Below are 21,333 nucleotides of genomic sequence, written 5' to 3' on the forward strand. Positions count from 1 at the left end.
ATCAACTCGCCTTGTCGATGTCTGTCGCAGGGCCTATGCGCTCGTCGGCAAGCGCGCGGATTTCGCTCAATTCGGCAATCGTCGTTTCCAGATCGGTCAACTGGCTGCGCAACAGGCCCAGCCGCTCATCGACCTTCTCGATGAGCAACTGCACCTGTGCCGTACGCGAATTATCGGTATCGTAGAGCGAGAGATATTCCGAGATATCGCGCAGCGAAAATCCCAGCCGCTTGCCGCGCAGGATGAGGATCAGCCGTGCGCGATCGCGCCGCCGGAACACCCGGGTCGAACCGACCCGGTCCGGCTTGAGCAAGCCTTTGGTTTCGTAAAAGCGGATGGCCCGTGTCGAAATCCCGAACTCCTTGGCGAGGTCGGCGATGGCGAAGAGGTCTCGCTTGTCCGCATCATGTTTGTTCAACGCCGTTATCCCTTGGATTTGACGTGCTTTTCGTAATCCTCGCGCAGATCTTTCTTGGACAGTTTGCCGATCATGGTCTTGGGCAACTCGTCGCGGAAGATGATCTCGCGCGGCATTTCGAGCTTGGAGAGATGGTCCTTGATGAACGTCTTGAGGGTGGCTTCGTCCAGAGACTGGCCTTCCTTGAGCTTGACATAGGCGACAGGTGCCTCGCCCCGATACTCGTCCTTGACGCCGATGACGTTTGTCTCGTCGACAGCCGGGTGCCGGTAAATGGCGTCCTCGATGGCACGGGGATAAACGTTAAAGCCCGAACAGATGATCAGATCCTTGATGCGGTCGACGAGGAAGACATAGCCATCCTCATCAAGATAGCCCACATCAGCTGTCCGCAGATATCCGCGCGCGTTGAACGCCTCGCGCGTCGCTGCCTCATCGGCGTAATAGCCCAGCATCACTTGCGGCCCCTTGAGCACGAGTTCACCCCGCTCGCCATACGGCACTTCCGTATCTGCGTCCTCGAGATTGACGAACCGCACGTCAGTGCCCGGCAATGGCAGCCCGATTGAACCGGGCTTGGACGGAACGCGCAGGGCAGCGCAAGTCACAACGGGGGAGGCTTCGGTCAAGCCATACCCTTCGGCGAGGATCGCCTTGGATTTCTTGCTGAACGCCTCGCGTGTTTCGTTGGGAAGCCCCGCGCCACCAGAAATCGCGACTTCGATCGGCGCGAGCAATTCGGCCGTTGCCGTGCTCTTGGTCGCCAGCGCGTGCAAAAGGGTCGGCACGGCCGGCAGAACATTGGGCCGCGTGCGCTTCATGAGCGCGAGGAACGGCTTCATTTCGAAACGCGGCAACATCACCACTTGGGCACCCGAACACAAGGGCACGTTCATACAGACGGTCATCGCAAAGATATGGAAGAACGGCAGCACGGCGACGATCTTTGACGGCGGATAGAACAACCCGTCGCCCCAGGCGTCGATCTGGCTCATATTGGCCGCGATATTGGCGTGGCTGAGCATGGCGCCCTTGGGCGTGCCCGTCGTCCCGCCGGTATATTGCTGCACCGCGACGTCTTTTTCCGCATCGATCGTCACCGCGGTGGGAGATTTGCGCATGCCGATCAAATCGTCGAACGAGATCACCGCGGACGCCGCCTGAGATTGGGCAGGCTTGGCGAGATCCTTGCCCTTGACCAGTGGGAACAGGATTTTCTTGAGGCCCGAGAGGGCGTTCGGAAAGTGGGCGACGATCAGCTTTTTGACGTGCCCTTGGCTCACCAGCTTTTCGGCGCTTGCAAAGGTCACGTTGAGATCGAGGGTGATCAGGATCTCGGCACCCGAATTGGAAACGATGTGACTCAATTCCCCGATCGAATAGAGGGGGTTGCAGTTGACCACCGTCGCACCGATGCGCAGCACGGCGAAATAGGCGATGACATAAAAGGGCGTATTGGGCATGAGCAGCGCAACGCGGTCGCCCTTTTTCACACCCAGTTCGGACTGTAGCGCACCGGCCAAGGCGTTCACCTTCTCGCCGAGTTCACGATAGCTGGTAGTGGCACCAAGAAAGTCCAGCGCTGTCGCGTCCCCCATCTTGGCGCAGGAGGCGAGCAATTGTTCATGCACGGGCGTCGTGTCGATCGGCTTATCCCAGGCGATGCCTTCAGGATAGGATTTGATCCAGGGATGGCTTGCGACTTCGGCATGGTTCATTGCTGTTCTCCTCCGCACGGCATGTTTGCCTGTGTCTCGCAAAAATATGTCACGCCATGACGTAAGCGTCAAACGCCTCTCGTATGAAGGGCAGTGAAGAGGAGCCGGTTCGCCGGCGTTAAGAAGGCGGTTTTCGCTGCCTTCGGCCCTGAGAAACAAATTCTCCATTCAATCATTTTATAATGATGTCTTCCCGCAGTCAGCGTGTACCGCATTTGGGCGCCAACCAAGTCGCCTCGCGATTACGTTAAAGGCATCAGGTTGACGTTTACGTCCACGGGTGTATTTTCAAGGGAAAGCGACTGTCGCCGGGACGAGGGTGCGGCAGCGCAACGCTAGAGGAGCCTGCGCCATGGTTTTCGCCATCATCGCCCTGAGTATCGTCGCATTTCTCGTACTGGCCATTCGCCAGTCTCCGCTCTGGCAATGGGCCCTGGCCGCCTTGGTGATCGGGATCCTGGCCATGCTGCGCCCTGACGATGGGCTGGCATTTTCCACAAGCATCATCGGCTGGGTCGTCGCGTTGCTGCCGGCAATCGTTTTCGGGCTGCTCTCCATCACCGCCATTCGACAGGCCGCCGTTACCGGCCCGGCCTACAGGATGGTCAAATCCATCCTGCTGCGCATTTCGCGGACCGAGCAGGAAGCGCTCGATGCCGGCACGGTGGGCTGGGACGCCGAGATTTTCTCGGGCCGTCCCGATTGGGACAAGCTTTTCGCGATCCGCAAACCCGAACTGACGGCCGAGGAACAAGCCTTCCTCGATGGTCCGTGCGAAGAGGTTTGCGCGATGATCGATGATTGGGATACGCGCAACGATCGTATGGATATGCCGCCCGAAGTCTGGCAGTTCCTCAAGGACAAGGGCTTTTTGGGGATGCTCATTGGCAAGGAGCATGGCGGTCTGGGCTTTTCTGCTCAGGCGCAAAGCCAGGTCGTCTCCAAGATCGCCTCGCGCTCGGTTGCAGCCGGTATCACCGTTATGGTCCCCAATTCGCTCGGGCCGGGTGAATTGCTCGAAAAATACGGCACACCCGAACAGAAGGGCAAATATCTGCACCGTCTGGCCAAGGGCCTTGAAGTCCCATGCTTTGCACTCACCGGCCCCCATGCCGGGTCCGACGCTGCAGGCATGCGCGACGTCGGCGTGGTTACTTACGGCGAATACGAGGGCAAGCAGGTTCTCGGCGTAAAACTCTCCTGGGACAAGCGCTACATCACGCTTGCTCCGGTCGCGACGCTACTTGGCGTTGCCTTCAACCTCTACGATCCCGACAACCATCTCGGTAAGGGCGAGGATGTCGGCATTACGCTCGCGCTCGTTCCCGCCGATTATCCCGGCGTCGAGATCGGTCGCCGCCACCTGCCTGCGCGGTCGGCGTTCATGAACGGTCCGACCTCGGCTAAAGACGTCTTCGTCCCGATGGAATTCCTTATCGGCGGCACCGATTATGTCGGTCAGGGCTGGCGGATGCTGATGGAATGTCTCGCCACTGGTCGCGCCATTTCACTGCCTGCCATCGGCACCGTATCGATCAAGGCAGCCCTCCGCGTAACCTCGGCCTATGCCCGCATCCGTCGTCAGTTCGGCATTTCCATCGGGCAGATGGAAGGCGTGGGCGAGGGCATGGCCCGCCTTGTCAAATCCGCCTACCAATTCGAAGCAAGCCGCGCCATGACCGCCGCGATCGTCGATGACGGGCAAAAGCCTGCGGTGATCTCGGCAGCACTGAAATATCGCACCACCGAGGAAATGCGCCAGCGCGTCGACGACGCAATGGACATCCACGGTGGCCGCGCCATCCAGGATGGTCCGATGAACTATCTGTTCTCGGCCTATCAGACGGTGCCCGTCGCCATCACCGTGGAAGGCGCCAATATCCTCACGCGAACGCTCATCACCTTCGCCCAGGGCGCGCTGCGCGCCCACCCCTATCTTTTGAAGGAGGTCCAATCCGCGCAAAACCCCGACAAGAAACAAGGTCTGCACGATTTCGACGCGGCGTTTTCTGGCCATATCGGCTTCATGCTGCGCAACATGACCGCCTCTTGGTTCCATAACCTCACCTTCGGTCGCTTCATCCCGAGCCCCGTCGAGCACGAGCTCAAAGGCTGGTATCGCGAGCTTGCCCGCTACTCCCAGAGCTTTGCCCTGGCCGGTGACTGGACGGTCGCTTTCCTGGGCGGCGATCTGAAACGCAAACAGATGCTGTCGGGCCGCATGGCCGATGTTTTTTCGGACCTCTATCTGCTCTCGACGGCGCTCAAGCGTTATGAAGACGATGGACGCATGCCCGAAGACATTCCGGTCATCAACGCCATCGGTCGTGACCGCGTGGCCGCGATCCAGAAGAGCCTCGGCGAAGTCATCGACAACTTCCCCAATCCATTCCTGCGGTTTGCACTCGGCGCATTGATCTTCCCGCTCGGTCGCCGTGCGCGTCCGTCCACGGACAGGGAGAACTTCCGTCTGGCCCGTTCCGTCCTCGGTCAGTCGACGTTCCGCGACCGTCTGACCCGCGGCGTTTATCTCACCTTCGATCCGGCGGATCGCACCGGCATGCTCGAGGACGCTCTCGTCAAGGTCGAAGCGGCAACCGACATCGAAAAGAAGTTTTTCCGTGCGCTCAAGAAAGGCGAGATCGATCGCCGTCTCGATCGCGACGCGATTGCCGATGCGGAAGCCAAGGGCATCTTCACCGCCGAAGAAGCGCGCATCATGCGTGAAGCCGATGCAGCGACCGATCAGGTCATCAAGGTCGATGATTTCACGACCGAGGAACTGGCCCGCCCGGTCCGGCAGAAGAGCGAATACACAGAAGCCGCCGAGTAGCGCAGCGGGCAGGGGTGTCCCACTCCTGCCCATGTTTTGCTCTAGGCGGTTGCGGTTTACGTCTTAAACCCGCACCATCGCCACAGTCCTACAACAAGAGAGGAGCCTGCCTTGGCGCATCCTGATACGCCTCCCACCAAGCACTGGGATTTCTCGGTTGATGTCGAACAGATCGGGTGGCTGACGCTCGACGTCAAAGACAATTCGGTCAACGTTTTGAGCCGCGAAGTGATCGGCGAACTCGAAACGCTCGTCACGCATATCGAAAACCTCGGCAAGGCCGGTACGCTGGTGGGCGTCGTACTGCTCTCGGCCAAGTCCGGCTTTATCGCCGGCGCTGATATTTCCGAATTCGACCAGATGAGCGATCCCGCCGTTCTGCCCGAAGCGCTCAAGCGCACGCATGCCATCTTCCAACGCATCGAAGACCTCAGGCTGCCGTTCGTCTGCGGCATTTCCGGTTTCTGCGTCGGGGGCGGTTTGGAACTGGCGCTGGCATGTCACTACCGCATCGCGGTCAATGACGATGCGACCAAGCTCGGCTTCCCCGAAGTCAATCTCGGCATTTTCCCCGGCTTTGCCGGAACCGGCCGCTCGATCCGACAGGCCGGTCCCGTCGATGCGATGCAGCTTATGCTCACCGGCAAGATCTTGCGCGCCAAGCAGGCCAAGGCGCTGAACCTTGTCGACAAACTCGTGCGTCATCCCGACCAGCTGCGCTGGGAAGGCCGCAAGGCGGTGCTCTCCAAGCGCAAGTCCGAACCGGCGCCGCTTGCAAAGCGCGCTTTGGCATTCGGCCCCATCCGCGGTCGCGTTGCCGAAAGGATGCGGGAAGAGGCAAGGAAAAAGGCGCGCAAGGAAAACTATCCCGCGCCCTTTGCCCTCATCGACCTTTTCGAAAAATATGGCGACGATCCCAAGCAGATGATCGCCCATGAAATCGATGCGTTCGTGCCGCTCATGGCGTCGCCAACCGCGCAGAATCTGCGCCGCGTGTTCTTCCTCTCCGAAAGCCTCAAGCGGCTTGGGGTTAAGGGCAAGGACAAGCCCAAGTTCACCCGCGTTCACGTCGTTGGTGCCGGCGTGATGGGTGGCGATATCGCTGCGTGGTGCGCCTATCGCGGCATGATGGTGACGCTGCAGGACATGGATATGGAGCGCATCAAGCCCGCGCTCGACCGCGCCAAAAAAATGTTCAAAAAACGCCTCAAGACCAAACAGGCCGTCGATGCCGCCATGTCGCGTCTCGAACCGGACGTCGAAGGCAAAGGTATTCCCCGTTGCGATGTGCTGATCGAAGCGGTTGTCGAAAAGCTTGAAATCAAGCAGCAGATTTTCAGCGACGCCGAACAGCGCCTGAAGCCCAGCGCCATCATGGCGACCAACACTTCGTCCATCGAGCTCGAACGCATCGCAGAAGCGCTCGACAATCCCTCGCGCCTCATCGGGCTGCACTTCTTCAATCCCGTCGCGCAATTGCCGCTGGTCGAGGTGATCAAATCCACACTCAATGACGAAGAGTCGATCCGCGTCGGCGCGTCCTTCGTTCTCGCCATCGGCAAGAGCCCGGTCGTGGTCAAATCCGCGCCCGGCTTCCTCGTCAATCGCGCGCTCATGCCTTACATGCTCGAAGCCGTGGATCGCGTGGAAAAGGGTGAGAGCCCCGAGCAGCTGGACGCTGCGGCAGTCGCCTTCGGCATGCCTATGGGCCCAATCGAATTGATGGACACCGTCGGCCTCGATGTTGGTGCGTTCGTCGCCAAGGAACTCGGCCAGAAGGTCCCTCAGGATAGCCGTTTTGCCAAGCTCATCGCTGCCGGAAAGCTCGGCCGCAAGACCGGCGAGGGCTTTTACAAATGGGAAGACGGCAAGGCGATCAAGGAAAAGGCACCTCCGCACGGCAATCTGCCGGGGCTGGGCCGTGATCTCGTTCAACCGCTTGTCGACACCGCCGAAGTGATCGTTGCCGAGGGCGTCGTCGAAAGCGCCGATATGGCCGATATCGGCATGATCCTGGGTACCGGGTTTGCGCCGTTCCTCGGCGGACCCCTCAAGGCACGCCAGGACGGAAGGGCTTAAACCAAGATGATACAGACAGTACGCAAAGTTGCCATCGTGGGCTCGGCCCGCATTCCATTCTGCCGCGCCTACACAGGCTATGAAAACGAGTCCAACCTCTCGATGCTGGCAACCGCCATCGGCGGGCTCGCCGACAAATATGGCCTCAAGGGCCAGCGGGTCGGCGAGGTCATGGCCGGGTCGGTTATCTCCCACTCCAAAGATTTCAACATCGCGCGCGAAGCTTTGCTCGACGCCGGACTCTCACCGTCCACACCGGGCACGACGCTCCAGATCGCCTGTGGCACCTCGCTGCAGGCCGCCCTGACCCTTGCCGCCAAGATCGCCACGGGCGAAATCGACAGCGGTATAGCGGCGGGGTCGGACACCGTTTCCGACAGCCCGGTCGTTCTTGGCCCCAAGATGCAAAAGCGCATGATCGCCATGTCGCGCGCCCGCACCACGGGAGAGAAATTCTCGGCGTTCAAGGGCTTCAATTTCGGCGAGATCACTCCCGTCGCTCCATCCACCCAGGAGCCACGTACCGGCCTCTCCATGGGCGAGCATTGCGAGATCATGGCTAAGCAGTGGGGCATTTCGCGCGAGGCGCAGGACGTCCTCGCCCTGCGCAGCCATCAGAACGCCGCCGAAGCCTATGACACAGGCTTTCACGACGATCTGATCGTCCCGTGCGCCGGCATCTACAAGGACAACAATGTCCGCCCCGATACCAGTCTTGAAAAGATGGCGACGATGAAGCCGGCTTTTGACAAGAAGTCCGGCAAGGGAACCCTAACTGCCGCCAATTCCACCCCGCTTACCGATGGTGCCGCTGCGGTGCTTCTGGCCAGCGAAGAGTGGGCGCGCGAACGTGGTCTGCCCATTCTCGGTTACCTCACCATGGGTGCGGTTTCGGCCAATGATTTCGCCCATGGCGACGGCCTCTTGATGGCGCCGACCATCGCTGTTTCGGACCTGATGCGGCGCGCCAATATCGGCTTTGCGGATATCGACCTTTTCGAGCTGCACGAGGCGTTTGCGGCGCAGGTGCTGTGCACGCTCGCTGCATGGGAAGATCCTGACTACAATCGGGCGATTTTGGGGCGAGATGATCCGCTTGGAAGCGTCCCTGTGGATAAAATCAACGTTTTTGGCTCGTCTTTGGCATATGGCCATCCCTTCGCAGCAACCGGTGCCCGCATCTTGGGGATGACAGCCAAGATGTTGAATCATCTTGAGAAAAGGCGAGCGCTTATCTCGGTCTGTACAGCAGGCGGGATGGGCGTTGCAGCTATCGTTGAAAGTGCTGCCTAATCAATGCTTGTCAAAGCCGTTTAGGCAAGGATAGGCTCCGTTCACACTTCAACGGGGAATGTTTTTCCCGTTGAGCGTCGCTAGAGCTGCCCCAAAAATAAAGAGAGGGCGGCCGTGGGCTGGAAGCATCACAGACGTTCCAATAACAAAAAGGAGACGACCATCATGATACGTACAACCAAGCTTTTGGCGGCGCTTGCCGCGACGACTTTCCTCGTCGCGCCCGCCTGGGCTGCCAATGTTCCCGACGGGGTGACGCTGGCCGAAGATCAGAGCTTCACCTATCGCGTGCTCGACGAGCACAGCTCGGTCGACCCGCAGATCGTTGAAGACGTCTCCGGCTCTGAAATCGTGCGCGACCTTTTCGAAGGCCTGCTGACCCAGAGCGCTGACGGCGAACTGCTCCCGGGCGTTGCGACCGAATGGGAATCCAACGAAGACTTCACCGAATGGACCTTTACCCTGCGTGACAACGCAGTCTGGTCTGATGGCGAGCCCGTCACCGCTGGCGACTTCGTCTATGCCTGGCAGCGCCTGGTCGATCCCGAGACCGCATCGCCTTACGCATGGTTCGGCGAGCTGATGAGCCTCGAAAACGCGTCGGCCATCATCGCCGGTGAAGTCGAGCCGTCCGAGCTTGGTGTCGAAGCCGTTGACGATCAGACCCTCGTGGTCCGCCTCTCCCAGGGCCTGCCGTTCTTTGACAGCATGCTGACCCATGCTTCGACCTTCCCTGCTCCGGCTTGGGTGATCGAAGAGCATGGCGACCAGTGGACGCGTCCTGAGAACATCGTCACCAATGGCGCCTACATCCTCTCCGAGCACGTTCCGCAGGAACGCTCGGTTCGCGTCAAGTCCGACACCTATTGGGACGCTGAAAACACCGTTCTTGAAACCGTTACTGCGCTGGTCATCAATGACGAAAACCAGGCACTGACCCGTTTCCTTGCTGGCGAACTCGACCGCACCGAAGTGCCGACCGGTCAGTATCCTCGCCTTGTCGAAGAATATCCCGATACAGCGATCTCGATCCCGACGCTCTGCACCTATTACTACAACTTCAATCTGCGCGATGGTGGCCCGGAAGCGACGCAGGACGTCCGCGTCCGTCAGGCCCTCAGCTATGCGGTTGATCGTGATGTGATCGTCGATCAGGTTCTCCAGGGCGGCCAGACTGCGGCCTATGTCTTTGCTCCCGTCGGGATGGAAAACATGGGCACGCCGGAAATCGGCTACGAAGACATGACGCAGGCTGAGCGCGATGCCGAAGCCGTGCGCCTGATGGAAGAAGCCGGCTATGGCCCCGGTGGTGAAACGCTCGAACTCTCGATCCTTTACAACACCTCCGATGCGCACCGCCAGCTGGCCACCGTTATGGGCCAGATGTGGCAGCAGAAGCTTGGCGTGAACACCACGCTCGAAAACATGGAATGGAACACCTTCCTCGAAGCCCGCGAAAATGGCGACTTTGACGTCTCGCGTGGTGGCTGGTGTGCCGACTACAACGATCCCTCGACGTTCCTTGATCTGTTCAACACCAACTCTGGCTACAACGACGCCGCCTACAGCAATGAAGAAGTCGATGCGCTTCTCGCTGAAGGCAAGTCGCTGGCCGATGCCGAAGAGATCAACGCTCAGATCGAAGAGATTGTGGCCGAAGAAATGCCGGTGATCCCGGTTTATCACTACGCCAACGTCTACATGCTGAATCCGCAGATTCAGGAATGGCCGATCAACAACGTTGAAGCCAACTGGTACTCGAAAGACCTCTACAAGGTCGCCGCCGAGTAACAGCTCTTTGATTAGGGATCCCGCGCTCCTTGCCTTAAGGGGCGCGGGATCTCCCCCTTTCAGGGTAAAGAAATGACAGGGCGCCGCTGCCTCACACGCGCCTTTGCATCGGTTTTGCAAAGCGCTGTCTTCCGCATATCCGGACATTGGGCCGCGTTGCGCGCGCACGGATCATCGACATGTTGAAATACATCCTCAAGCGTCTCGGGATCGCAATCCCGACGCTCCTGATATTGATCGTTTTTTCCTTCGTTCTGATGCGCGTTGCCCCCGGCGGTCCGTTCAGTTCAGAGCGGCCCTTGCCGCCCCAGGTTCTCGCGAACGTCAACGCCAAATTCGGCCTCGATCAGCCCTGGCATATCCAGCTCTGGGAATATCTGGTCGGCATCATAACGCGCTTCGATTTCGGCCCGTCCTTCGCCTATACCGACAGGACGGTGAACGACATCATCATGCAGGGCTTTCCTGTAACGCTGACCTATGGCGCCTGGGCTTTCGTCCTTGCCGTTCTGATCGGCTGCGCGCTGGGTATCGCCGCCGCCGTTCGCCACAACACATGGCTCGATTATCTCGCCGTGGGCACCTCGATCGGCGCGCAGGTCCTTCCCAATTTCGTCATGGCCCCCCTTCTGGTGATCGTCTTCACCCTTTGGCTGGGTTGGCTTCCCGGCGGTGGCTGGCGTGGCGGACAATGGCCCTATGTGATCATGCCGGTCATTGCGCTCGGCACGAGTTACATGGCCTCGATCGCCCGTATCACGCGCTCGTCCATGCTCGAAGTGCTCAGCTCCAACTTCATCCGTACAGCGCGCGCCAAGGGTATGCCGGCAACGCACGTCATCGTGCGGCACGCGCTTAAGCCCGCTCTGATGCCGTTGCTGTCCTATCTCGGCCCGGCCTTCGTCGGCATGGTCACCGGCTCGGTCATCATCGACGTGTTCTTTTCGACGGGCGGCATCGGGCAATTGTTCACCAACAGCGCGTTCAACCGCGACTATTCGGTGATCATGGGCATCACCATCCTGCTCGGGGCGCTCACCATCAGTTTCAACCTTCTGGTCGATATCCTCTATGCCTGGATCGACCCGCGCATCCGCTACTAGGAGACCAGCCATGGTACTGCGTCCTATACGGGTCCAGGCGGCGGCCGATCCCATCGACGTCAACGACGCCAATTATGAAGTCAGCACCAAGGCCCGCTCGCTTTGGGCCGATGCCGCGCGGCGCTTTTTCGGTCACGTCCCGTCCGTCATCAGTCTTGTCGTCCTGATCCTCGTTGCCCTCTTTGCCTTCACCGGCCATTTCTTTGCTGTGTGGAGCAATGCGGAGATCGACTGGTCGGTGCTCGGCAATGTCCGCGTTGCCGGTGCGCCGTCCCTGGAAACCGGACACTTTTTCGGCACCGACGATCTGGGCCGCGATCTTTATTCCCGCGTCGTTCAAGGCAGCCAGATTTCGTTGATGGTCGGCCTTGTGGGTGCAGGCATCGCCGTGATCGTGGGTACGCTCTATGGCGCTGTCGCCGGATATTTCGGCGGCCGCGTGGATTCGATCATGATGCGCTTTGTCGATATCATGCTCTCGATCCCCTACATGTTCGTTCTCATCCTTCTGCTTGTCGTGTTCGGACGCTCGATCTCGATGCTGTTCGTCGGCATCGGGTTGATCTCGTGGCTCGACATGTCGCGCATCGTGCGCGGACAGACGCTGTCATTGAAGGAAAAGGAATTCGTCGAGGCGGCACGGGCCGGCGGGGCAGGGCACTTCACCATCATTCTGCGCCACATCATTCCCAATCTTTTGGGGATCGTCGTTGTCTATGCCACGCTTCTCGTGCCGCAGATGATCCTCACCGAGAGCTTCATTTCCTTTCTCGGGCTGGGCGTGCAGGAGCCACTGACCTCATGGGGCGCTCTGATCAGCCAGGGGGCGGGCACCGTGATGTACGGAACGCTCTGGCAACTGCTGTTCCCGCTGTTTTTCTTCATCATCACGCTTTTTAGTTTCTACTTCGTCGGCGACGGTCTGCGCGATGCGCTCGACCCGCGTGACCGGTGAGGAAAGGTCGACCATGACAATGCTCGAAGTCACCGATCTCTCGGTGTCGTTCAGAACGCAGGCCGGCACGGTCCGCGCCGTCGACAAGATGAACTTTTCCGTCGCCCCCGGCCAGACGCTCGCCATCGTTGGCGAGTCCGGTTCGGGCAAGAGCCAGACGGTCATGGCTGCCATGGGTCTTCTTGCCAACAATGGCGAAGTTGAAGGTTCGGTCAAGTTCGACGGGCGCGAGCTCATCGGCATGAAGTCCGGCGATCTTAATAAGATCCGCGGCCAGGACATGGCCATGATCTTTCAAGACCCCATGACCTCGCTCAACCCCTATCTGCGGGTCGAAGACCAGATGGTCGAAGTGCTCATGTTTCATAAGAACATGAAGCGCAAGGAGGCGATCGATCGGTCTGAAGAGATGCTCAAGACCGTGCATCTGCCCGATCCGCGCCGTATCCTGCGCCGCTATCCCCACGAGCTCTCGGGCGGCCAGCGTCAGCGCGTCATGATCGCTATGGCGCTCCTTTGCGACCCGAAGGTTCTGATCGCCGACGAGCCGACCACGGCGCTCGACGTTACCGTTCAGGCGCAGATGCTCAAGCTCTTTGCCGAATTGACCGATAAGTTCAATACGGCCTTGATCATCATCACCCACGACCTTGGCGTTGTCGCCGGCCTCGCTGACGAGATGATGGTGATGTATGCCGGGCGCGTGGTCGAAAAGGGTAGTGTGGACGAATTGTTCTACGACCCGCGTCACCCTTACACCTTCGGTCTGCTCCATTCGACGCCGCATGTGCAGCAGGGCCGCGACCGCTTGGCGCCCATCAAGGGGCTGCCGCCCAACCTCACCAATCTGCCGCCCGGCTGTGCGTTCAATCCGCGCTGTGCCTTCCGGTTCGACCGCTGCGTCAAGGAGCGGCCGGCCCTGATCGTGCGCGAGCACAATCGTCTCAGCGCCTGCTTTTACGAAGGCGAAATGACCGAGCACGACATGGAAGAAGATCTGGTGCACGACAGAGAAAAGGACGTGGCGGCGACATGAACGACCAAACGCCAATCTTGCTCAACGTCCAAAATCTCACCAAGCGGTTCGCGATCGCCAACGGGTTGTTCAACAAGCCCCTGACGCTGACCGCCGTCGACGATGTGAGCTTTTCTGTCAAACGCGGCGAAACCCTCGGTATCGTGGGGGAATCGGGCTGCGGAAAATCGACGCTCGGTCGCTGTATCCTACAACTCATCGAGCCCGATGACGGCAAGGTCATCTGGCTCGGTCGTGATCTCACCGAGTTCTCCAAGGATGAAATGCGCAAGGCGCGGACCGACCTGCAGATCATTTTCCAGGATCCGCTGGCCTCGCTTAATCCGCGCATGACGGTGGGCGAAATCATCGCCGACCCGTTGCGGACGCTCAAGCCCGAAATGAACCGCGAACAGCGCCGCCAGCGCGTGCGAGAGATGATGGATGCGGTGGGGCTCTTGCCCGAAATGATCAACCGCTACCCGCACGAGTTTTCGGGTGGACAGGCCCAACGTATCGGCATTGCCCGCGCGCTGGTCACCGGTCCCAAGCTGATCCTCTGCGATGAGCCGGTCTCGGCGCTCGACGTCTCGATCCAGGCCCAGATCCTGAACCTTCTCGCCGATCTCAAGGACGAGTTCGGCCTAACGCTGATTTTCATCAGCCATGATCTCTCGGTCGTCCGGCACGTCTCGGATCGCATCCTGGTTCTCTATCTCGGCCGTATCGCCGAATTGGCCGAGAGCGAAACGCTTTACAACGACCCGCGCCATCCCTACTCGCGCGCGCTCCTGACCGCCGTGCCGATCGCCGATCCCAAGCTGGCCCGCCAGCATGTGACCGAAGCGTTGGAGGGGGAAATTCCGTCGCCAATCAATCCGCCGTCGGGCTGCTATTTCCGCACCCGCTGCCCCTACGCTATCGATCGGTGCGCACAGATCGTGCCGCCGCTCGAGACGACAGATACCGGTTCGGAAGCGTCCTGCATTCGCTGGGCGGAAATCCAGGCCGATCCGGAAGGGGCCCGGACCCGGCCCCGGGAATAGACCCGATCCGGGCCGGCGCAGCGCGTGCCGGCCGGGGCAGATGGTCGTCAAGAATACCGGGGCCAAGCGCCTCAAAAATCCCGGTAAAGCCTCGCGCGACTCGCGTTGACAGTGAGAGGCTTTGCCCCTATGTTCCGGCCAACTCATTCTGCGGTGCCTTGAGCCCCGCCGATCTTTTATTGCCCGAGGTTTAAAATGAAAATCCGCAACTCGCTCAAGGCGCTCATGACCCGGCACCGGGACAACAAGCTGGTCCGCCGTCGTGGCCGCGTCTATATCATCAACAAGGTCAACAAGCGCATGAAGGCCCGCCAGGGCTAATCTGCCGCTTCATCGGCTTTAAAAAGGGCTCGCTTCGGCGAGCCCTTTTTGTTTCGGGCGGGGGATGTGTAAGACGCGGTTCTTGCCATACCAAAGGCGTCATCCCGGACCTGATCCGGGACCCAGTATGCTCCGCCTATCTGTTCTATCGACATCGCGCGGCACACGCCCGGACCGCTCGCTCACGCATCGACTAGGTCGCGCGCCAGCGCAACAACCGCATCCGACCGCCGCCGTCACCCCGTGGCGCGACCCGAGGGCCCAGCAGCCTTTCGACACGCGCAGCGATCATGGGATATCAAACGGCAGCGAGTACCACGTGCTCTGCATCAACAAAAAACCCTCGGGACAAGCCCGAGGGTCATAGTTCATTTGGGAGCGGCAGCGGTGTCCTTACGACCCGCCAGCCCCGTCCTGTCCGACAAACGCAATCCGCAGCATATTGGTCGCGCCCGGTGTGCCCAGCGGCACACCCGCCGTGATCGCCACGCGATCGCCGGGCCGCGCAAGACCTTCGACGTAAGCGATCGAACACGCCCGATCCACCATGTCCTCAAGCGAGATCGCGTCCTCGGTCTGCACGCAATGCAGCCCCCATACGATCGACAGTCGGCGCACTGTGGTGATCTTGGGCGAGAGCGCGATGATCGGCTTGGAAGGTCGCTCACGGCTGGCGCGGATGCCGGTGGAGCCCGAGGAGGTGTAGGTCACGATAGCGGCCAGATCGAGCGTCTCGGCCACCTGACGCGTCGCTGCCGAAATGGCATCGGCGGCTGTGGCTTCGGGTTCGGTTGCCTGTGCACGGATAATACCCTGATAGAGCGCGTCCTGTTCGACGGCCTCGGCGATCTTGTTCATCGTCACCACGGCTTCGACGGGGTAGGAACCCGAAGCGCTTTCGGCCGACAACATCACTGCGTCGGCGCCCTCAAAGACCGCGATAGAGACGTCGGACACTTCCGCGCGTGTCGGGACGGGCGAAGTGATCATCGATTCCAGCATCTGGGTCGCCACGACTACAGGCTTGCCCAGTCGGCGGCACATGCGGATCATGCGCTTTTGCAGTCCCGGCACCGTTTCGAGCGGCATCTCCACGCCAAGATCGCCACGCGCGATCATGATGGCATCAGAAAGCCTGATGATTTCCTCTAGCCGGTCGATCGCCTGCGGCTTTTCGATCTTGGCGAGAACCCCGGCGCGGCCCTGAACGAGTTTGCGCACCTCGATCATGTCCTCAGGGCGCTGCACAAAGGACAGCGCCACCCAGTCGATCTCGGTTTCAAGCGCCGCCTTCAAGTCGGCACGGTCCTTCTCTGTCAGAACACCAACCGTGAGCATGGTGTCGGGCAGCGACACACCCTTGCGGTTGGACAGCTTGCCGCCATAGACCACTGTGGTGTTGATCGCTTCCGGGGAGGTTGCGGTCACGCGCAGTTCGATCTTGCCGTCGTCGAGCAACAGGCGGTCGCCCACGCTCACCGAAGCGAGAATTTCCGGGTGGGGAAGATAGACGCGGGTCTTGTCGCCGGGCAGATCCGACGCGTCGAGGGTGAAGGTCTCGCCCTTGCCCAGCATCACAGAGCCCTCGGCGAATGTGCCGACGCGAAGCTTTGGCCCCTGGAGATCGACGAGAATGCCGATCGGATAGCGCAGCGTCCGCTCCACCTGGCGGATCTTGGCGACCGTCTCGCGCATCAGCTCATGGCTTGCATGGCTCATGTTGATGCGGAACACGTCGGCCCCGGCGCGTGCCAATTCCTCGATGACCTTGATGTCATTGGAGGCGGGCCCGAGCGTAGCCAGGATTTTTACGCGGCGCGATCTCTTCATTGCGGATCCATGCTGGTTGAATTGTTTTCGGTGAGCTGCATCGTCCAATCGGTGCGGCCCTGCGTGTCGATCTCGAAAAAGCCCGTGCGTTCGTAACCGCGCGCCAGGCAGTCCTCGACGCCGAATATGGTGAAGGTCGAATCCTGGGTACACATGAAGACCGATCCATCCCAGGCCCCACCCGCCAGATCGTCGACGGCGTAGAGGTAGTAATATCGCGATGCCAGATCGCCCTGATAGACGATGGCGCAGGCTTCGGGCCCGGCAACCCACCAGCCTTCGGATTGCCAGCCGGTATCGGCGCGATAGCCGAAGGCAATCGAAACGGTGCTCTGCGTCTGGTTGCAGACGCGAAGGTCGGCCAGCGCCGGCGCGGGCGCCATCACCATGCCCGCCAGGAGGACAGGAGCGGCGATGAGGCTATTGCGGAGCAATGACAGCACGGTGACGGATCGCTTACGTGATTGGCAGGCCATGGTGTTTCTGATCAAGGGGGGGCTCGATGTCAATGGTTGGTGCGCTTCATCCTATGATAGACATCAGCCATCATAGGCGAGGCGGCATGCAATAGGGCAGGGCTTGGGCGCAAATGCGTCAAACACGCGCTTGTTAACAAGCGACGAAACGCCCTGTGGGTTTTGCGTCCCAAGGCTTGCAGTCGGCAGCCCGATGCGATTGATAGTCACTCAATCGTTCAAACATTCCGAAAGCGACAGACATGGCAGACCACGGCATCGCGCGCGACCAGTTGCGCGCCTTCATCGAGCGGATCGAGCGCCTGGAAGAAGAGAAAAAGGCCATCTCGGACGATATCAAGGAAGTCTATGCCGAAGCAAAGGGCTCGGGCTTCGACACCAAGGTCATGCGCCAGATCGTCCGGATCCGCAAGCAGGACCGCAACGAGCGCGCCGAAATGGAAGCGATCCTCGATCTCTACCTGCACGCACTCGGCATGGCCGACGCCGGCTCACAAGCCGAATACGACGAAGCCGCCGAATAGGTTTTAATAGTCCTCCACCGTCACCCTCGGGCCCGACCCGAGGGCCGACGCTGCAGCGACCAGCCGAACGCCCTAAACCAGATCTCGCCCGGCAGCCCGCAAGACGTCGGCGGCATTGATCTCATCACCCAGCGCCGTCAGCGCCGTTGCGACGATCCCGGCGCGATCAAGCCCAGCCTCGGCGTACATGTCGCCCTGGCCTGCGTGATCGATATAGCGATCGGGCATCACCAGCGGGCGGAATTTCAAGCCATTGTCGAGCAGGCCCAACTGAGCCAATCGCGTCGCGACATGGGAGCCGAATCCGCCAATCGCGCCTTCCTCGGCTGTAATCAGCACCGCATGCTCACGCGCCAGCCGCGCCAGAAGCTCTTCGTCGAGCGGCTTGGCAAACCGCGCATCGGCAACCGTTGTCGAAAACCCATAGGTTCCAAGCGTTTCGGCGGCCGCCAGGCATTCGCCGAGCCGGGTCCCGAACGAGAGCAGCGCGATCGTCGTGCCTTCCTTGAGGATGCGGCCCTTGCCGATGGTCAGCGGTGTTCCGCGCTCGGGCATTTCGACGCCCATGCCTTCGCCGCGCGGATAGCGGAAAGCGATCGGGCTTTCGTCATAGGCCGCCGCAGTCGCCACCATGTGGCGCAATTCGGCTTCATCGCCCGCCGCCATCACCACCATATTGGGTAGGGTGGCGAGAAACGCCGTATCGAATGCCCCTGCGTGCGTCGGCCCGTCAGCCCCGACATACCCCGCGCGATCTATGGGAAACCGCACCGGCAAGTTCTGGATCGCCACGTCGTGGATCACCTGATCATAGGCGCGCTGCAAAAATGTCGAATAAATCGCACAGAAAGGCTTCAGCCCCTCGGTCGCCATGCCGGCGGCAAATGTCACCGCGTGCTGCTCGGCGATCCCGACGTCGAAGATGCGGGTCGGGAATTGGCTGGCGAATTTATCGAGCCCCGTCCCACCGGGCATTGCCGCGGTGATCGCCACGATCCGCTCATCGCGCTCGGCTTCCCCGATCAGCGTTTCGGCAAAAACCGAGGTGTAGGATGGCGCGTTCGAGGGCGTCTTGGCCTGCGCGCCGGTAATCACGTTGAATTTGGAAACGCCGTGATATTTGTCCGCAGATTGCTCGGCAGGGCCATAGCCCTTGCCTTTTTGCGTCACGACGTGGATCAGGACCGGACCCTGCTCGGCATCGCGCACGTTCTTCAGAACCGGCAGCAGATGGTCGAGATTGTGCCCATCGATCGGGCCGATGTAATAGAACCCCAGCTCTTCAAACAGTGTGCCGCCGGTCCAGAACCCGCGCGCATATTCTTCGGTCTTGCGCGCCTTGTCTTTAAAGAACGGTGGCAGGATCTGGCTCACATGCTTGGCTGCATCGCGCAGGCCGCGATAGGCCGGGCCGGAGACCAACCGCGCCAGATAGGCGCTCATCGCACCGGTCGGTGGCGCAATCGACATGTCGTTGTCGTTAAGGATCACGATCAGCCGCGCGTCCATGGCGCCGGCATTGTTCATGGCTTCATACGCCATGCCCGCCGAAATCGCCCCGTCGCCGATCACGGCGATCACATTGCGCTTTTCGCCCTTGAGGTCGGAGCCTACGGCCATGCCGAGGCCAGCCGAAATCGATGTCGATGAGTGCCCTGCGCCGAACGGGTCGTATTCGCTCTCGCCGCGCTTGGTAAAGCCCGAGAGCCCATCCTTCTGACGCAGCGTGCGGATGCGATCGCGGCGCCCGGTCAGAACCTTGTGTGGATAAGCCTGGTGCCCGACGTCCCAGATAATCCGATCGTCTGGTGTATCGAAGATGTGGTGCAACGCCACCGTCAGTTCGACCACCCCGAGCCCAGCGCCCAGATGCCCACCGGTGACGGACACCGCATCGATCACCTCGGCGCGCAACTCGTCGGCGAGCGCGATCAGCTCTTCGCGCTTGAGGTCCTTGAGGTCCGCCGGCGAGGCGATGGCATCGAGCAGCGGGGTGTGAGGTTTTTCGGACACTTAGCTTGCCTTGTGAAATTCGCGTGACGCCTGGCGTGGCTCAGGCGTCACCTTGCTCTGATGTAGTGAGATCGAGCGTTTTTGGCAACCAAAGAGGTCCGAACTGTGTCAGTTCGAGGCAGAGTCGTAATGGACCCAGATGGTCTGTGCCGGCCCAAACGTGCTGGACGAATGCCCAAGCGCCGCTGTGCGGGTAAAGCCGGAGACCAATACCGTATCCCCATCATCGCCCGTCATCGCGTCGCCCGTCCCGAAGGCAAACTGGTCGCCAGACAGCGCAGTCGGCGCCATCAGCGTGCTCACGGTATCGAGGCCGGGGGCAAACAACTGCCCTTCAGCGACGGTGAGGCTCGCCACGGCGTTGGTCAGGGCCTCGTCTGGGGCTTGCGGGTTCGTTCCCGGCAACACAGCACCATCAAACAGCGAGGCAAACGCGTCGAGTTCGGAGGGTTCGTGCGGCTGGCTCGCCACAAGGGCATCGGGGTCGATGCTGGGGCGCATTTCAAGCGGCTCGGCCGCTGAAATCGCCTGCGGATTGAGCGATGCGGTCATCACCGGCGCAAAATCGGGCCGGGCGATTGGGGTCGGCGCGGTCGGTTCGGTGGCGGCGACTTCGAGGCGCCCCGCCGAAGGTGCATAAGCTGAAGGCGTGGTGGCGCGCATTTCGGCCAGGCCGCGCGAGATCGAGGGCGGCATCGGTGCATCGTCGGTTTCGCTGGCCATCGCGACCTGCGCGATCATGTCCTGCGCATCGATGATCTGGAATGGAATTTCCTGCGGTACCGCTGGTGCGTCGGCCACCATCGTTCCGGCGATCAGATCTGTCGGACGCGTCGGCGGGGCCGGTGGTTCATCGGCAGAAGCCTGCTGGATCGGAGCTGCAGGCGCTGCCGGCGTCGCCGCGACAGCTTGGGGCGCCGCAACCGGCGCGCGCGGTGCGGGGGCGGACGCGACCTGAACCGGAGCGCTTGGCTGGGCTGCCGGCGCGCTCTCATTGCCGCCACCGGTAAACAGATCCCAAAGCGTCCGCGGACGATCGCCGCTCGCAACGCGCGTGCCGCCATCAGGCGTGCTTGCATTGCACGGTACGCGGCGGCAACGGTCCCATTCGGCCTTGGCAACCTGATAACCGGGGAGCGTCTGACCGCTCGAAGAAATATGCATTGTCCGCCCATCGGGGAACAATTGCTGCAGCTGGGCCGTCGTCATGCGCGGCCAGGCGCGCACGCTGCCGGTATCGAGGTGAACGAACGGGCTGCCGGAATTCGGGTAATATCCAACGCCACCGACCTGCATCAGAAAACCGAGCTCGCGAATGCGGTTCACGGGAACGCCGGGGATGAAAAAGTCGATCGCCTTGCCCTGCATGTGCTGGGAATTGTCGGCGACACCCGAGGAGTTCGATGCCAACATGGCGTTGGTGGCCGGCGAGCGGTAAGCGGAAACGATATGGATAGGCTGCGTCGCGCCGGTGCGCTGATAGACTTCCCAAAGCACGTCGAACAGCGCCGGATCCATCCGGGCCGGCTCGTTGCGGCGCCAGTCGCGCAGGAAAACGTTGAGCCTGTCGAGCGCCGACTGCACAAAGCGGCCATTGCTCTTGTAAACGATGCGGATCGTTTCCTTGGTGTGAGTATAATAGAGATGGAGTTCGCGGTCGTTGGCCTGAGCCGAACTCGCAATAGCCATCGAGCCGGCCAGCGTCAAAACCGCAGCCGTTACCGAAAGTACGATACGCTTTACTAAATCCATACCCCTGGAAGTCACGCCCGGTTATACCCGCTTTTTGTGTCTAAAGAGACGGCAGACTAGCATCAACTTCATGCGAGATTGTTAACGCTAACGGGGCGTCAATTCCACCCCTCCCTGAACCTGGTCACAAGGTGCTGCTCAAACGCGGCGTCAGCGTGGCGAAAAT

16 protein-coding genes are annotated in these 21,333 nt (G+C 60.6%); 10 read left to right on the forward strand and 6 right to left on the reverse strand.

What is annotated here, in order from left to right; all coding sequences use genetic code 11:
- Position 1: 1 nt before the first annotated feature.
- Both BLR31_RS12775 and BLR31_RS12780 read right to left on the reverse strand, forming a co-directional pair.
- Positions 2 to 418, reverse strand: a complete 417-nt coding sequence (locus tag BLR31_RS12775; RefSeq protein ID WP_090596960.1) for a MerR family transcriptional regulator — start codon at positions 416 to 418, stop codon at positions 2 to 4.
- A 5-nt stretch (positions 419 to 423) separates the two neighbouring features.
- Positions 424 to 2,136, reverse strand: a complete 1,713-nt coding sequence (locus tag BLR31_RS12780; protein ID WP_210183923.1) for a long-chain-fatty-acid--CoA ligase — start codon at positions 2,134 to 2,136, stop codon at positions 424 to 426.
- Between the two features lie 352 nt (positions 2,137 to 2,488).
- On the opposite strand from BLR31_RS12780, the gene BLR31_RS12785 reads away from it, so the two are divergent.
- The 9 genes from BLR31_RS12785 to ykgO all read left to right on the forward strand — a co-directional run bounded on the left by BLR31_RS12785 (position 2,489) and on the right by ykgO (position 14,572).
- Positions 2,489 to 4,969 carry an acyl-CoA dehydrogenase gene (locus BLR31_RS12785; RefSeq protein WP_090597056.1) on the forward strand — a complete coding sequence of 827 codons (2,481 nt, stop codon included), beginning with the start codon at positions 2,489 to 2,491 and terminating at the stop codon, positions 4,967 to 4,969.
- A 111-nt stretch (positions 4,970 to 5,080) separates the two neighbouring features.
- Positions 5,081 to 7,048, forward strand: coding sequence for a 3-hydroxyacyl-CoA dehydrogenase NAD-binding domain-containing protein (locus BLR31_RS12790; protein ID WP_090596963.1), 1,968 nt, complete (start codon positions 5,081 to 5,083; stop codon positions 7,046 to 7,048).
- Between the two features lie 6 nt (positions 7,049 to 7,054).
- Positions 7,055 to 8,341, forward strand: a complete 1,287-nt coding sequence (locus BLR31_RS12795) for an acetyl-CoA C-acetyltransferase (protein WP_090596964.1) — start codon at positions 7,055 to 7,057, stop codon at positions 8,339 to 8,341.
- 165 nt (positions 8,342 to 8,506) lie between these two features.
- Entirely contained in the window at positions 8,507 to 10,132 is a 1,626-nt protein-coding gene (locus BLR31_RS12800) for a peptide ABC transporter substrate-binding protein (RefSeq protein WP_090596965.1), read from the forward strand.
- Between the two features lie 179 nt (positions 10,133 to 10,311).
- Positions 10,312 to 11,235 (forward strand): oligopeptide ABC transporter permease OppB, encoded by a 924-nt coding sequence (gene oppB / locus BLR31_RS12805; RefSeq protein ID WP_090597058.1) that lies wholly within the window; start codon positions 10,312 to 10,314, stop codon positions 11,233 to 11,235.
- Positions 11,236 to 11,245: 10 nt separating this feature from the next.
- The gene (locus BLR31_RS12810) at positions 11,246 to 12,190 is read left to right on the forward strand and encodes an ABC transporter permease subunit (protein WP_244505053.1); all 945 of its coding nucleotides are present in this window, start codon (positions 11,246 to 11,248) and stop codon (positions 12,188 to 12,190) included.
- A gap of 19 nt (positions 12,191 to 12,209) precedes the next feature.
- The gene (locus BLR31_RS12815; protein WP_210183929.1) at positions 12,210 to 13,226 is read left to right on the forward strand and encodes an ABC transporter ATP-binding protein; all 1,017 of its coding nucleotides are present in this window, start codon (positions 12,210 to 12,212) and stop codon (positions 13,224 to 13,226) included.
- Complete coding sequence (locus tag BLR31_RS12820; RefSeq protein ID WP_090596969.1) at positions 13,223 to 14,251, forward strand: ABC transporter ATP-binding protein; 1,029 nt, start codon at positions 13,223 to 13,225, stop codon at positions 14,249 to 14,251. The genes BLR31_RS12815 and BLR31_RS12820 overlap by 4 nt, the downstream gene beginning before the upstream one ends.
- A gap of 195 nt (positions 14,252 to 14,446) precedes the next feature.
- The gene (gene ykgO / locus BLR31_RS12825; protein ID WP_014131674.1) at positions 14,447 to 14,572 is read left to right on the forward strand and encodes a type B 50S ribosomal protein L36; all 126 of its coding nucleotides are present in this window, start codon (positions 14,447 to 14,449) and stop codon (positions 14,570 to 14,572) included.
- A gap of 393 nt (positions 14,573 to 14,965) precedes the next feature.
- Here ykgO and pyk read toward each other — a convergent pair whose 3' ends face one another.
- Complete coding sequence (gene pyk / locus BLR31_RS12830; protein ID WP_090596971.1) at positions 14,966 to 16,402, reverse strand: pyruvate kinase; 1,437 nt, start codon at positions 16,400 to 16,402, stop codon at positions 14,966 to 14,968.
- Positions 16,399 to 16,845 carry a DUF1036 domain-containing protein gene (locus tag BLR31_RS12835; protein ID WP_244505054.1) on the reverse strand — a complete coding sequence of 149 codons (447 nt, stop codon included), beginning with the start codon at positions 16,843 to 16,845 and terminating at the stop codon, positions 16,399 to 16,401. The genes pyk and BLR31_RS12835 overlap by 4 nt, the downstream gene beginning before the upstream one ends.
- Before the next feature lie 275 nt (positions 16,846 to 17,120).
- On the opposite strand from BLR31_RS12835, the gene BLR31_RS12840 reads away from it, so the two are divergent.
- Positions 17,121 to 17,402: a DUF2312 domain-containing protein gene (locus BLR31_RS12840; RefSeq protein ID WP_090596973.1), complete on the forward strand. Its 282-nt coding sequence runs from the start codon at positions 17,121 to 17,123 to the stop codon at positions 17,400 to 17,402.
- A gap of 72 nt (positions 17,403 to 17,474) precedes the next feature.
- Here the strand turns inward: BLR31_RS12840 and dxs are convergent, their stop codons facing one another.
- Positions 17,475 to 19,415 carry a 1-deoxy-D-xylulose-5-phosphate synthase gene (gene dxs, locus BLR31_RS12845; RefSeq protein ID WP_090596975.1) on the reverse strand — a complete coding sequence of 647 codons (1,941 nt, stop codon included), beginning with the start codon at positions 19,413 to 19,415 and terminating at the stop codon, positions 17,475 to 17,477.
- Positions 19,416 to 19,523: 108 nt separating this feature from the next.
- Positions 19,524 to 21,167, reverse strand: coding sequence for a peptidoglycan L,D-endopeptidase MepK (gene mepK / locus BLR31_RS12850; protein WP_090596978.1), 1,644 nt, complete (start codon positions 21,165 to 21,167; stop codon positions 19,524 to 19,526).
- Positions 21,168 to 21,333 lie beyond the last annotated feature (166 nt).

Source organism: Pelagibacterium luteolum, from assembly GCF_900100665.1.
Classification (GTDB): Bacteria; Pseudomonadota; Alphaproteobacteria; order Rhizobiales; family Devosiaceae; genus Pelagibacterium; species Pelagibacterium luteolum.

Bases quoted from the DNA above. Each gene is read 5' to 3' on its own strand.
- BLR31_RS12780 (WP_210183923.1), bottom strand. From the start codon at position 2,136: ATGAACCATGCCGAAGTCGCAAGCCATCCCTGGATCAAATCCTATCCT.
- BLR31_RS12785 (WP_090597056.1), top strand. From the start codon at position 2,489: ATGGTTTTCGCCATCATCGCCCTGAGTATCGTCGCATTTCTCGTACTG.
- BLR31_RS12795 (WP_090596964.1), top strand. From the start codon at position 7,055: ATGATACAGACAGTACGCAAAGTTGCCATCGTGGGCTCGGCCCGCATT.
- BLR31_RS12800 (WP_090596965.1), top strand. From the start codon at position 8,507: ATGATACGTACAACCAAGCTTTTGGCGGCGCTTGCCGCGACGACTTTC.
- oppB (WP_090597058.1), top strand. From the start codon at position 10,312: ATGTTGAAATACATCCTCAAGCGTCTCGGGATCGCAATCCCGACGCTC.
- BLR31_RS12810 (WP_244505053.1), top strand. From the start codon at position 11,246: ATGGTACTGCGTCCTATACGGGTCCAGGCGGCGGCCGATCCCATCGAC.
- BLR31_RS12815 (WP_210183929.1), top strand. From the start codon at position 12,210: ATGCTCGAAGTCACCGATCTCTCGGTGTCGTTCAGAACGCAGGCCGGC.
- BLR31_RS12820 (WP_090596969.1), top strand. From the start codon at position 13,223: ATGAACGACCAAACGCCAATCTTGCTCAACGTCCAAAATCTCACCAAG.
- ykgO (WP_014131674.1), top strand. From the start codon at position 14,447: ATGAAAATCCGCAACTCGCTCAAGGCGCTCATGACCCGGCACCGGGAC.
- pyk (WP_090596971.1), bottom strand. From the start codon at position 16,402: ATGAAGAGATCGCGCCGCGTAAAAATCCTGGCTACGCTCGGGCCCGCC.
- BLR31_RS12840 (WP_090596973.1), top strand. From the start codon at position 17,121: ATGGCAGACCACGGCATCGCGCGCGACCAGTTGCGCGCCTTCATCGAG.
- mepK (WP_090596978.1), bottom strand. From the start codon at position 21,167: ATGGATTTAGTAAAGCGTATCGTACTTTCGGTAACGGCTGCGGTTTTG.